Source organism: Arthrobacter psychrochitiniphilus, assembly GCF_003185915.1.
Lineage (GTDB): Bacteria > Actinomycetota > Actinomycetes > Actinomycetales > Micrococcaceae > Specibacter > Specibacter psychrochitiniphilus.
In genome coordinates, this window is record NZ_QHLZ01000002.1 from 367133 (window position 1) to 380208 (window position 13076).

Here is a 13076-nt window from a genome sequence, read left to right on the forward strand (position 1 = left end):
TCAGCTCGTCTTCGGGACAATAAACACGGGCTTCTTGGCGCTACGCAGGTTGATCTGCAAGGTTAGCTGCCCGCGCTTGGCCAGAACCAATCCGATCACCACGGCGGCCAAAGCTGGCATGCCGCCAGCAACCACCGTTGCCCACTGGACACCCCAATGCTCGGCCAGCCAGCCCATGAGCGGGCCACCCAGAGCCTGACCACCCATGAGCACCATGATGTACAGGCTCATAACACGGCCACGAATGCGCACGTTGGTTGACATTTGCACCAGCTGGTTGGCACTGGTCAGAAACAGCAGGGAGGCGAACCCTGCCACCACCATGACGGCTCCAAAGGTAACCATATTGGGGGCCAGTGAGGCAATCATGAGCACCACCCCGTAGCTACCGGCAGCTGCCATCACCCCGCGCAGTCGCAGCGTGGCAAAACGGGTGGAGGCGATCGCCCCGCACAGGGCGCCGAGCGCAACCAAAGTGTTCAGCAGGCCGTAGCCTCCGGCCCCGGCGTCGAACACGTTGTTGGCATAGGCCGCCAGCAGCACGGCCAGGCTCAAGCCGAACACGGCAAAAACCGCTGCCATCATGGCCGGCCAGAAAATGGTGGGCTTGCGCAGCACGTAGCGTACGCCTTCCATGAGCTGGCCCTTGGCACGTTGCACGGGCGGCATCTTGACCAGTTCGCTGCTGCGGATCAGGCACAGCGAGATCACGGTGATGGTGCAGGCCAGCGCATTGGCCGCGAAGGCCCAGCCGCCGCCCACTGCCATGATCAGCACGCCGCTAACGGCGGGGCCGATCATGCCACCCATCTGGAAAATCGAAGAGTTCAAGCTGATGGCGTTGCGCAATTGCCGCGGACCAACAAGTTCGTTGACGAATACTTGACGTGCAGGCTGATCGGCCACCACCACCAAGCCAAGAACAAAGGCAATCACATAGATGTGCCACACCTGAAGGTTGCCGGTCAGCGCCAAAACGGCCATGAGTGTTGCCAGCACTCCGGCAGCGCCCTGGCTGATCATGAGGATGAGCCGTTTGGAGTACCTATCGGCCAAGATCCCACCCAATGGCATGAGTAGCAAGGAGGGCAGAAATTGCATGAAGACGGTGATTCCAACTGCGGTCACCGAACCTGACAGCTCCAGAACCACCCAGTCCTGGGCCACCCGTTGCATCCAGAGGGCAATGACGGCAAGGAGGTTGGCGGAGGCAAAGATGCGGTAATTGCGGATTTTCAGCGAGGAAAATGTCTGACTCCACGGCGGGCGCGTGGCAACTAGGTTGATGGGGGCGGTTGGGGAAGCGTTCAATTCAGCTGGTGGGGGCGTCAACGCGTTGTTCCTGGGACTCGAAAAGTGGATGGGGCTAAAAAGGCGGAGGGGACTTTACCTTTTCAACCCTAGACGGCACCAAGTTATGCCGAAAGAGTATGATGCCTATAAATACTATTGAGGTACGTAATAGTTCTGAGGATGCGCATGCCCGAATCACCTACTTTTGACCCCATCCAGCTCAAAAGCTTCCTTGCGCTTGCCGAAACCCGCAACTTCACCAGGGCAGCCGAGCGCCTGGGCATTAGCCAGCCCACCGTGAGTCAGCATGTGCGTAAGTTGGAGCAGGCCGCGGGAAGGGTGCTTGTCACCCGAGATACCCGCGTGTTGCGCCTGACGGACAATGGGGACGCCATGGCCGGTTTCGCCCGAACCATCTTGGCCGCTAATGACGCCGCCACACGCTACTTTTCCGGTGCCGCCATGCGCGGGCGGCTGCGTTTTGGCACCGCGGATGATCTGGCCATCACGGGCCTGCCACGGATCCTGCGTGAGTTCCGCCAACTGTACCCACAAATCAACCTCGAACTCACGGTGAGTCAGAGCGATCAACTGCACCGCCGGCTAAAGGCTGGCGCCCTGGATCTGGTATTCGTCAAGTGGGTCTCTGGCGCCCAGGAAGGTGAAGTGGTCAAGCAGGACACCTTCGCCTGGGTGGGGCTGGAGCAGACAGTTTTGGAGCCTGGCGCACCCGTCCCCGTCATTGTGTATCCGGCCCCGAGCCTGAGCCGGAAACTGGCACTGGATGCCCTCGAGCAGGCCGGCCGCACGTGGCGTGTCACCTGCACCACCAAACAGATCAGTGGCGTTCTGGCCGCGCTCCGTGCCGGGATTGGCATTGCCGTGATGCCCACCTCGCTGGTGCCGGAGGATCTCAAGGTGATCACCAAGCGCTTTGACCTGCCGCCCGTGGGTGATGTGGACTTCACACTGATCCGCAACCCACTGGCCAACACGGAAGTGGTGGATGCCTTGACCCAAGCCATCATGGGCCGCAAGCTCACCCCGCTGGGCAGGCGCTAGAACTCTCGAGTGAGGCCAGGTTAGCAAGCTCACAGCCAACCCGTGACCGGGAGCGGTAGACTTGAGCCCGTTATGATGCGAACCATGTTTAAATCCAAGATCCACCGCGCCACTGTCACCCACGCTGATCTGCACTATGTTGGCTCCGTGACAGTTGACGCCGATCTGCTGGACGCTGCAAATATCCTCCCCGGCGAGCTGGTCTCCATAGTGGACATCACCAATGGTGCCCGCCTGGAAACGTACACCATTGCCGGTGAGCGGGGCTCCGGCGTCATCGGCATCAATGGTGCCGCCGCGCATCTGGTCAATGTTGGAGATCTGGTCATCCTGATCACCTACGCCCAGATGAACGACGCCGAGGCGCGCGATTACGTGCCCACCGTGGTCCACGTTGATGCGCATAACGCAATAGTGCAGTTGGGCACCGATCCCGCCGAGGCCATCACCGAGGGGCTGCTGCGCCCCGCCTTCGCCCTGCGCCCCTAACGCACTGCACCCTTAATACCCTGCACCCTTAACACGAGGCCTGCTGTCACTATGCTGTGATGTGTGCTGGCTGTTATTGAGGGATTCTCCGTAGTTTGGCTCATCATCTTGGTGGGCTGGTTTGTGGGGCGTAAAAAAGTTCTGGGTGAGAACGCCCAAACGGTACTCAGTAGGCTCTCCTTCTTCGTGGCCAGCCCCGCGCTTCTCGTGGAAACCCTGGCCCGCGCACAGTTGCGCACTGTTTTTGCCCAACCGCTCCTAGTGGCTGCACTGAGCGCAATCATCACGGCCACACTGTTCTTGCTAATTGTGAAGTTTTGGCTCAAACGTTCCCTGGCTGAGTCGCTGCTGGCGGCCATGTCATCCTCCACCTCCAACGCCGCCAATCTGGGGATTCCCATTGCGGCATACGTTCTAGGTGATGCCGCCCTGATTGCCCCGGTGCTGGTGTTTCAGCTAGCTTTTTACACTCCCATTTACCTCATGTTTTTGGACAGTCTGACCAGCGGCCACCGCGCCACGCCCGGACGCATCCTCGTACAGGTTGTGCGCAACCCCATGATTGTAGGCACGGCTGCCGGCTTGATCCTGGCCAGCACAGGATGGGTGCTGCCCGCACTGGTGGCAGAACCCCTCCACCTCATTGCCGGTGCCGCTATCCCGGCCATCTTGATTGCCTTTGGCATGTCCCTGGGAACCACTAAACCGCTCAATGCCGCCGATGAACGGCGTACCGATATCTTGCTGGGGACGGGCTTCAAACTCATCCTGCACCCGTTCGTTGCTTTTCTCTTGGGACATTTTGCCTTGGGGCTGGACGGTGCCGCGCTGTTCGCCGTGGTGGTTGCCGCAGCCCTGCCCACGGCCCAGAATATTTATGTCACCGCCCAGCGCTACCAGGTGGGCCTTGCCGTGGCCAAGGACACCGTGCTGCTTACCACCGTGTTGGCCATCCCGGCCATGTTCGTGGTTGCCCTCCTCCTCGGGTGAGTCACGTGCGGGTGAGTCACGGTACGCTGTCGTTATGGCTACCAATTCCGCAGCAGAGTTGCTCACCACCATCCAGGCCGGCTACATCTTTGAGGGCCCGTCCATAGCCTTGGGCGCGGCCATGATCGACGGCGCCATCCACCCGGAAGCGCAGGTGTCACTGCCGCTGGCCATGATGAACCGGCACGGTTTGGTGGCCGGGGCCACCGGTACGGGAAAAACCGTCACGCTGCACATGATGGCTGAACAGCTTTCCACTGCGGGCGTCCCAGTCTTCATGGCGGATATCAAAGGTGATCTGACGGGCCTGGCCACGGCGGCTTCGGGTAGCGAGAAGCTGACGGCACGCACCCAGGCTCTCGGCCAGCAGTGGGAATCCACAGCGTTCCCCGTCGAATTTCTGGCTCTGGGTGGCAACGGCAACGGTGTTCCCGTGCGGGCCACCGTCACCTCATTCGGCCCCATCCTGCTGGCCCGGGTACTGGGCCTGAATGCCACCCAGGAATCCAGTCTGCAGCTGGTCTTTCACTACGCAGATACCAAAAATCTAGAACTTTATGATCTGGTGGATCTACGCGCTGTCATCACGTTCCTCACCTCGGATGAGGGCAAAGCGGACTTGAGCGAACTCGGCGGGCTCTCCAAGGCCACGGCCGGAGTCATCTTACGTAATCTGATCACCTTGGATGCCCAGGGCATGGGTGAATTCTTTGGCATGCCCGAGTTCGACACCGCCGAACTTCTGCGCACGGCCCCGGACGGCCGCGGCGTCATCACCTGCCTGGAACTGCCCAGCATCCAAGACAAGCCACTGCTGTTCTCCACGTTCCTCATGTGGTTGCTAGCGGATCTTTTCCGTGAACTCCCCGAGGTGGGCGACGCCGAGAAGCCCAAGCTCGTGTTCTTCTTCGATGAGGCGCACTTGTTGTTCAATGGCGCCAGCAAGGCCTTCCTGAACGCCATCACTAGCACGGTGCGGCTCATTCGTTCCAAGGGTGTGGGTATTTTCTTCGTCACCCAGACGCCCAAGGATGTGCCGGGCGAGGTTTTGGCCCAGCTGGCCAACCGCGTCCAGCACGCCCTGCGCGCCTTCACCCCCGAGGATGCTAAAGCGCTCAAAGCAACCGTCTCCACGTTCCCCACCAGCAGTTACGATCTGGGCGAGATCCTGACCAGTGCCGGCATTGGTGAGGCCGTGGTCACCGTCATGAATGAGAACGGTGCTCCCACCCCCGTGGCCTTGACCAGGCTGCGCGCTCCGGGCTCTCTCATGGGTCCCAGCACGGAGGACACCGTCAAGGCTGTCATCGCAGCTTCGGCCTTGCTGGCCACCTATGGGACCGCCGTGGATCCCGTCTCCGCCTATGAAAAGCTGGCGTCTGCCACCAAAGCCGCCCCCAGCACAGGCCCTGCCGTGGGGACACCCCTGCCGCCACCTCCCCCTGTGGCGCTTCCCTCCCCCGCGGACGAAAGCGGCATGGCCTCCGACGTCATTGGAGTCTTGGGCGGGGCGTTGGGTGGGGGACTAAAAAGCATGGTCCGCTCCATGGGCTCATCCCTGGGCCGGAACCTGATGCGGGACATGTTTGGGACTGCGCCGCGGAAACGGCGACGCTGACGTGGCGGGAGGGCCGGGTTGATGACAACTGAGTACAGAGCCCTGATTCAAGCCCCTGCCCCTGAACCCGGTACAGTTGACCGCGTGAAGAACGGGACCCAACTCATCAAGATCGCCGCCGTCTGGCTGCTGATTTTCCTGCTCGGTGTTGCCGCGTCAATCGTGACCATTGCGGTTGTCAACACCAAGGATTTTGGGCCTGAGAAGACTGTGGCCAGGTATCTGGACGCGCTCAAGGCCGGTGATGGCGGGACCGCAAGGGGCCTGCTGAACGCCAAAATCCCCGGTGCAAACGCAGCAGCCCTGGACGGCAAAGCCTTGGCGCAGTCCCAGAAGGACGTCAAGGAGCTTTCTATTGCTCCTTCCGTCCCTACCGACGAGAACACAGAACGTGTCACTGTCAGTTACACGGTTACTGATGTCCCGTTGAGCACTGATTTTGTGCTCCAAAAGGGCCCCAAACACTGGTTGTTCTTTGACAGTTGGGAAATGGTTCCCGTCACGCTGCCGGTCATCAACGCCTCCGTGGTCAACGCCAATCAATCCAGCATCAACGGCGTCGAAGCCAATATGCCTGATGGTAAGAACTCCTTTGCCGTCTTCTACCCCGGCAACTATGAGCTGGAATACCGCTCGCCACTATTCGCGGCTCCGCCCGTGACGCGCACCGTCACCGGGTCCACCGAAGCAGTCTCCCCTGTCAGCCTGGCAACAGGACCCACCAGCGATCTGCTGGCCCAGGTAGATGGAACCATCCGCAAGTATTTGGATGCCTGCGCCAAACAGGCTGTTTTGATGCCCACGGGCTGCCCCCTGAACGCGGCCACCAACAATAGGGTTCTTTCCTCCGTTGCGTGGTCAATTGTGGAGTACCCAGCCATCACCATCACACCGTTTGGTGGGCAATGGATCATGGCGCCGCTGAAGTTTAAGGCTCAGGTGGCGTTCAAAGAACAGGACCTTTTCACGGGCCAGGTCTCCCCCGTCAAACAAACGTCAGACTTCAGCTTCACCACCAAGCTGACCATCACGGCAAACAACGTGTTGGTCACCCCGGTGCTCGACTTCTAAGAGCGTCTTCGCCGGGCAGTGTTTTTGCCACATGCGCCCACCGGCTCATTCCAAGAATAAGAGGACCGGACCCTTGCCGGGTCCGGTCCTCTTATCTAACTTGCAAAACTAGTACAACAGCGCAGCGTTTAGACCCCGCGTAGATCCAGCACCAGCTCTGTGGCCCCTGCTGCTGAAAGCACTACCGGGATACCCCAGTCCTGCTGGTACAGGTGGCAGGCCGCATGATCAGGGATCTCACCGTTAGCGTCCTCGGGACCGTCGCACGCGGCGGCCCTGGCGGTCAGGTGCAGCACACCTTCGGGAATGCCGGCGGCCAGAACCAGTGTCCGGTGCAGGCCCACGGAGGTTCCGCCGCCGCTTAGCAACAGCTCCGGCGGTGTGGAAGAGACCTTCAACTGGGTGGGGTCCCCCCAGCGGTCATCGAGTTTCTGCCCGGTTGGTGCGGAGAAGTTAATGGTGAGTTCCAGTTCACCGGGGGCAACCTCGGTTTTGGGCCGCTGCGTCTGAGCCGCTCCCTCATCTACCTGCAAGGCGTTCTTGGGCAGGGGAAGGCGGATCAGCTGGTGCTTGTTGGACTCAACCACAATGAGCAGCGGCACCTCTCCCGTTTCATCCAGCAGAACATCACTGGGCTCGGCCAAACCGCGGGCCAGGGTACTGACGGTTTTTGTGGCCGGATCATAGCGGCGCACGGCACCGTTGTAGGTGTCTGCAACTGCCACTGAACCATCAGGGAGCACCGCCACACCCAGTGGGTGCTGCAGGCGCGCTTGGGCTGCCTCGCCGTCACGGAAACCGAAATCAAAGAGTCCCTCGCCAAGGGCCGTCTCAACGTCCACCGCGCCTCCGTCTGAGAATTTGAGCACGCGCAAGGCGGATGTTTCAGAATCAGCAACCCAGATATTGCCCTTGGCGTCTTCTGTGACACCTGAGGGCTGGGCAAACCAGGCCTGCGCTCCCGGGCCATCCAGCAAGCCTTCAAGGCCATTGCCAGCGATCACAGTGACGGCGCCGCTGAGCGGGTCAAAATCAAAAATCTGGTGGGTTCCAGCCATCGCCACCACCACTGTCTCCAGAGCCGAAGAGTAGGCAACGTCCCACGGAGAGGACAGTGCTATCTCAAGCGGCGCGGTGCCGAGGTAAGTCTCCGAGGCTGCTTCGCCGTGGTCAGTCACACGGGCGGGGCCAGCATCCAGGAGCCGCTGGATACCGTTGCCAGCCAACGTGCGGACCGCCCCCGTTGCCAGCGTAATCCCGCGCAGGCGGTGGTTGACCGAATCCGCCACAACAACGTCGTAACCCACCGAGGCGGCGAGCTGCTCCGGGAGCAGTGCCAAACCATGAGGTTCATTGAACATGGCGTCCTCGGCCGTGCCGTCCAGGAAGCCCTTGGTGCCCGAGCCTATGGTGCGGACCAGGGTAGTCAGATCCGGGCCGGTTTCCACGAGGCGGTGATGGCCGGTGTCCGAGACCAAGAAGTTGCCATTGGTCAGGGGCAGCACCTTGCCGGGGAATCGAAGATCGCGAATAACAGGTTCTGGCGCAACGTAGGGGCCATCTCCCCGGTGCAAAGTGCCCTTGGCCTCATGCTCGGCAATGAGCTCGGGGATCAGGGTGGCCAGGCCAGCGGCATGGCCCTCACCTGATAGGTGCGCCACAATGTAGCCCTCCGGGTCAACAACCACCAGCGTGGGCCAGGCCCGGGCGGCGTACGCCTGCCAAGTGACCAACTCGGGATCGTCAAGGACCGGGTGTTGGATATCGTAACGTTCTACGGCAGAGGCAAGGGCTACCGGATCAGCCTCATGCTCAAACTTGGGAGAATGCACACCAACCGTCACCAGGACGTCCTTGAATTCGGTCTCCAGGGGGCGCAACTCATCCAGGACGTGCAGGCAATTGATGCAGCAGAAGGTCCAAAAGTCCAAAATGACGATCTTGCCGCGCAGCTTTTCCAGAGTCAGTTCAACGCCACCGGTGTTCAACCAGCCGCGACCTTCAAGCTCCGATGCCCGCACCCTGACAGGGTTGGCTGAGGTGGAGGTGGTTTTTGTTGCGGAATCCACTAGTTCGCTTCTCCTTGTGTTCCGGCCGGGGTCTCCGACTCACGGATATATCTGTTCTCGGTGGTGCTGTTCTTCGCCGCCCTGTTCTCGGCGTCTCCGGTCTCGGCGGGCCGCTCCTGCTCAGCGACTCCCAGACCGGAGTCTCCGTGGGTGGCGCCCGCGGTGGCACGGTGGCGCTGCGGTAGGTGCGGAACCCGGCCGCTGTTCGCCATGGCCGTATCACGGGCCGCCAGCTGGGCGAACATGTCATTGTAAGCACCCAGTTCGGCGTACTTATTCCTGTCCGCTGCCCGGTCCTTGCGTTTAGTCTCCCGCGCATCAGACTTTGACCACATATAGGCCACACCCATGGCGATCAGAAGAGTGGGGAATTCTCCCAGCCCCCACGCAATGCCACCTGCGGTTTGCTGGTCAACCAGCGCGGAATCACCCCAGGGCCGGCCCATGTTGCCGAAGTACTCACCGCTGAGCAGTGAGGTGGACATCATCAATGACACGCCAAAGAATGCGTGGAAGGCCATGGTGGCCAACAGCAGAACCAACCGCAAGGGGTAGGGCGCCCTGGTGGGAAGGGGGTCCTCACCGATCATGCTCTGCACAAAGATGTAACCGGTGATGGTGAAGTGCACAATCATGAGTTCATGACCCACGTGGTAGCGCATCGCGAAGTTGAAAGCCGGCGAGTAGTAGAACAGGAACAGGCTGCCGGAAAAGTTTGCGGCAGCAAACAACGGGTGCGTGATGACTTTGGAGTACTTGGAGTGAACCAGTACCAGAATCCATTCGCGGATTCCCCGCGATCCGTCCCTGCGTGGCGCGAGCGCCTGCAAGGCCAGCGAGATAGGTGAACCTATCGCCATGAACAGCGGGGCCACCGCCATCAGTGCCATGTGCTCCACCATATGGGCGCTGAAGGTTACGGCACCATAAACGGCCGGACCACCAGAGGTGATGTAAACCAGGGCCAGCAGGCCAGCGAACCAGGAGACGCTGCGCAGCACAGACCACTTGTCTCCACGCTTGCGCAATTTTATGACGCCCATCAGGTAGGCGGCACCGGCCAGCACGGCAAAAGCCACCCACAGCCAGTCCATCCGCCATTCGCTGAACCAGCGCGAGGTCACCAATTCCGGCGGTAGCGGGTAGCCCGTGAGGATTTGTGCAGGAGAGAGAGCCTCGACGCTCAACTCGCGGGACTGCGGTGGTGCCGAGCGGCCAAGGCCAACGGCAATACCGCTGACAATGCCCATGACCAACAGCTCCACAAAAATGAGCTGCCACAACAAGCGGCGGGAATTTGCCGTCTCCTTCCGGCCGCCTGCCAACCGTGGAATAATCCATTCCCGGTGCATGTAACCAATGACTCCCAGCACTACTGTTGCCGCGGACTTAGCCACGATGAGTTGTCCGTAGGTGGAGTAGAAAAGGTCATGCCAGCTGGTGATGCGGATGGCCGCGTTGATGACGCCCGAGCCGGCCACGGCCACGAAGGCAAAAAGTGCCAGCGCGGAGAAACGCTTCAAGGTTTGGGCCGTGATCTTGCCTAAAACCCCGGAAATTACCACCAGGACAATGATGCCCCCCACCCACAGGGAGGCGCCGGTAACATGCAGGAACAGCGAGTTCACTGCCCCCTTGTGGTCAGCACTGGAGGCCGAATGCCCAATCAGGGCCTGCGGGATGAAGGAGAGTACCGCCAGCACCAGAGGCACAGCCAATGCGCTGATATTGCGCAGGCCAAAAGTCAAGGTGGTGACTACAGCGGCAACAATCGTGATGATCAACCAGGCTTGTCCCACAGGAAGATCGGTGATGAAGAACACCAACATGTTGGTGTAGTCACTGCTGCCGTTCAAGGCTAGACCCGAAATGCTGGAGTACGTCAGTACCAGTACGGCAATAGCTGAAAGGGTCCATACTCCGCCAGCCACCATGGCAAGCGTCATGGCCCGGGCAAAAGCTGGATGTTCCGGCACTGTGACGCGCTTGGCGGCGTCGATCTTCTGGCTACCCGAATGCGGACGGTGCGTCTTGAGGTCCTTAGGCAGAATCACTACCGCGAACACCAACGCACCAATGACCGCGGAAAGGGCCAGATTATGAATGGTGGTAGCCACGGGCAGGCCCCAGCGCGTGAACGCGCCCGGATCGGCGAGCAATTGCACAGCAGTGGCCCCGGTCCACAGCAGCGATAACACCACTGCCACCATGGCAGCTGCCAAACCCAGCCACCACCAGGGGCTGGGAATACCGTCGGCAAAAGTACCCCCACGCGCTGGAGCAGGGGTGCGGACTGTGGCTACTGAGGAAGACTCTTTGGGTGACACCCTCCCATTCTCCTGCACCTTGTGAACATCGGGCGAATCAGGGATCTCACAGGAATGTCCCGGAGCCAATAAAAACTGGCCACCGTTTCCCCCGAACGTTGGGCAGCGGCGCCGCAACCGGGTAGGAACCGGCCTTAAATGTCTGAAGGCGGCCCGCTGATGCCGGCCGCCTTCAGGGAAACTGTGCAGAAATTACTTCTTGACAGCAGCCTTCAGCTTGGAGCCAGCGGAGAGCTTCACGCTGTGGCCTGCTGCGATCTCAATTGCCTCACCCGTCTGGGGGTTGCGGCCGGTGCGTGCTGCGCGGTCGGTGCGCTCGATGGAGAGCCAGCCCGGGATGGTGATCTTTTCGCCAGCTGCAACGGAGCTCTCGAAGACGGAGAAGAGTGCATCCAAAACAGCGTTAACTGCGGTCTGGCTGGTCTCAGCCTTTGCAGCAACTTCAGCAACCAATTCGCTACGGTTCTTAGCCATGTTTGTCCTCCTGGACGTAAAGTGAATCCAATTCCACGCGGTTGAGTGTCAACCACTGCTAGCGAACTTACCAGTATTTCCGCGGAAATCCGGCAAATTTGGGCGTTTTTCAGTGATTTCGCAGACAAATTCCCCGGATTCTAGGGTTATTTCGCTCTCAGCCGAGCTTTTTACCTCCCCCAGCCGCGAAGTCCGGGGCCAGAACAGGGCCGCAACACCCGCCACCGCAGCCACCCAGAAGGTCGTCTGAGCAAATTAAGAGGGCAGCAAAAAGGCGGTGACCCGAAGGTCACCGCCTTTTTCAGACTAGCTTTACCAGCCTAAGCCGGTATTACCAGCTGGACTTCTTGATACCGGGCAGTTCGCCAGCGTGCGCCATCTTGCGGAAGCGTACACGGGAGATGCCGAACTTCTGGAGCGTTCCACGCGGACGGCCGTCAATGGCGTCGCGGTTACGAACACGTACCGGCGAGGCGTTGCGGGGGAGCTTCTGCAGGCCCAGGCGGGCTGCTTCTTTCTCTTCCGGAGTGGAGGCCGGGTTAACGAGGGCCTTCTTGAGGGCGAGACGCTTCTCGGCGTAACGCTCTACGATGACCTTGCGCTGCTCGTTCTTCGCGATCATGGACTTCTTAGCCATAGTCTTAGCGCTCCTCTCGGAATTCAACGTGCTGACGGATCTTGGGATCGTACTTCTTCAGAACCAAACGGTCCGGAGTGTTACGACGGTTCTTGCGTGTTACATACGTGAAACCAGTGCCCGCGGTGCTCTTGAGCTTGATGATCGGACGTACGTCCTTGTCTTTTGCCACTAGAGCTTCACCCCACGAGCGAGAATGTCGGCGACGACGGAGTCAATACCGCGAACGTCGATGGTCTTGATGCCCTTGACGGAAAGCTGCAACGTAACGTTGCGGCGCAAGGACGGTACCCAGTAGCGCTTCTTCTGGATATTCGGATCGAACCGACGCTTGTTGCGGCGGTGCGAGTGCGAAATGCTATGTCCGAAGCCCGGCTCGGCTCCAGTCACCTGGCAATGAGCTGCCATGATCACTCCTAATAAATATGTGAATACGGTTCACTGGTGTAAACCGTGCGAATAGGCAGCGTCCGCTCTTGGACAGCATGATTCCCAACCGTCATTTTCATGATGTTGGGGAAAAGGCCATCGAAGCGACTACCCGAATGCACGCAACTTGAGCCCCTAACTACCGGCCAGCGGGAGGATAATCACCGCAAACCGGAGCAATTGCACACGCTCCGCGCTACCTAGCGCCTACCCAGTCTAGTTGGAAAGGCTCGATTATCCCTAATTGGCCCATATCATGGCGCACATCAAACGGGCAGACGGTGGCGGAAAGGTATCCTCGCGCCCCGGCCGCCTGTCCCCCAAATCCTTCAGTGCTCCACGCCCAGTGCCCTAGGAACAGGGCCCTAGGCTCAAAAATTACGGGCGAAACGGACGGGCCAAATCCCCCGGATTTCTTGGTGGTCAGCCGGCTGATCCACCGCCATTGCTAAAACGGATTCAGTTTCATCCGCAAAGAATTGCTCACCAATAAATTTTTGCGTTTCAGGCACGTCTAATTGCCTCTGTACTAAATTCAAGACCGATCCCACTGCAACGCTCATGGCGCATTCCTTCCAGCATCCCCAGCATTCCGATCTTCCCTTGATCGTTGCTTT

The 13076-nt window shown here is 59.9% G+C and carries 13 protein-coding genes; 5 read left to right on the forward strand and 8 right to left on the reverse strand.

Annotated features, from left to right (window positions below):
• Positions 1-1332 carry an MFS transporter gene (locus CVS29_RS05020; protein ID WP_110105230.1) on the reverse strand — a complete coding sequence of 444 codons (1332 nt, stop codon included), beginning with the start codon at positions 1330-1332 and terminating at the stop codon, positions 1-3.
• Positions 1333-1479: 147 nt separating this feature from the next.
• Between CVS29_RS05020 and CVS29_RS05025 the strand changes: the two genes are divergently transcribed.
• The 5 genes from CVS29_RS05025 to CVS29_RS05045 all read left to right on the forward strand — a co-directional run bounded on the left by CVS29_RS05025 (position 1480) and on the right by CVS29_RS05045 (position 6523).
• Complete coding sequence (locus tag CVS29_RS05025) at positions 1480-2355, forward strand: LysR substrate-binding domain-containing protein (RefSeq protein ID WP_110105353.1); 876 nt, start codon at positions 1480-1482, stop codon at positions 2353-2355.
• 72 nt (positions 2356-2427) lie between these two features.
• On the forward strand, positions 2428-2844 hold the full coding sequence (panD, locus tag CVS29_RS05030; protein WP_110105231.1) for an aspartate 1-decarboxylase: 417 nt from the start codon (positions 2428-2430) through the stop codon (positions 2842-2844).
• Positions 2845-2907: 63 nt separating this feature from the next.
• Positions 2908-3834, forward strand: coding sequence for an AEC family transporter (locus tag CVS29_RS05035; RefSeq protein WP_110105232.1), 927 nt, complete (start codon positions 2908-2910; stop codon positions 3832-3834).
• Positions 3835-3868: 34 nt separating this feature from the next.
• Entirely contained in the window at positions 3869-5452 is a 1584-nt protein-coding gene (locus tag CVS29_RS05040; protein ID WP_110105233.1) for a helicase HerA-like domain-containing protein, read from the forward strand.
• Between the two features lie 84 nt (positions 5453-5536).
• Positions 5537-6523: a hypothetical protein gene (locus CVS29_RS05045; protein ID WP_146212994.1), complete on the forward strand. Its 987-nt coding sequence runs from the start codon at positions 5537-5539 to the stop codon at positions 6521-6523.
• A gap of 128 nt (positions 6524-6651) precedes the next feature.
• Here CVS29_RS05045 and CVS29_RS05050 read toward each other — a convergent pair whose 3' ends face one another.
• From CVS29_RS05050 to CVS29_RS05080, 7 genes are all read right to left on the reverse strand, one after another.
• Positions 6652-8592: an NHL domain-containing thioredoxin family protein gene (locus CVS29_RS05050; protein ID WP_110105235.1), complete on the reverse strand. Its 1941-nt coding sequence runs from the start codon at positions 8590-8592 to the stop codon at positions 6652-6654.
• Positions 8592-10802, reverse strand: a complete 2211-nt coding sequence (locus tag CVS29_RS05055) for a bifunctional copper resistance protein CopD/cytochrome c oxidase assembly protein (RefSeq protein ID WP_110105354.1) — start codon at positions 10800-10802, stop codon at positions 8592-8594. The genes CVS29_RS05050 and CVS29_RS05055 overlap by 1 nt, the downstream gene beginning before the upstream one ends.
• 309 nt (positions 10803-11111) lie before the next feature.
• Entirely contained in the window at positions 11112-11393 is a 282-nt protein-coding gene (locus tag CVS29_RS05060) for an HU family DNA-binding protein (protein WP_110105236.1), read from the reverse strand.
• Between the two features lie 331 nt (positions 11394-11724).
• Entirely contained in the window at positions 11725-12030 is a 306-nt protein-coding gene (rpsN, locus tag CVS29_RS05065; protein ID WP_062007872.1) for a 30S ribosomal protein S14, read from the reverse strand.
• Between the two features lie 4 nt (positions 12031-12034).
• Complete coding sequence (rpmG, locus tag CVS29_RS05070) at positions 12035-12202, reverse strand: 50S ribosomal protein L33 (RefSeq protein WP_044574616.1); 168 nt, start codon at positions 12200-12202, stop codon at positions 12035-12037.
• Complete coding sequence (rpmB, locus tag CVS29_RS05075) at positions 12202-12438, reverse strand: 50S ribosomal protein L28 (protein WP_044574618.1); 237 nt, start codon at positions 12436-12438, stop codon at positions 12202-12204. The genes rpmG and rpmB overlap by 1 nt, the downstream gene beginning before the upstream one ends.
• Positions 12439-12830: 392 nt before the next feature.
• Positions 12831-13022 (reverse strand): hypothetical protein, encoded by a 192-nt coding sequence (locus tag CVS29_RS05080; RefSeq protein ID WP_110105237.1) that lies wholly within the window; start codon positions 13020-13022, stop codon positions 12831-12833.
• Positions 13023-13076 lie beyond the last annotated feature (54 nt).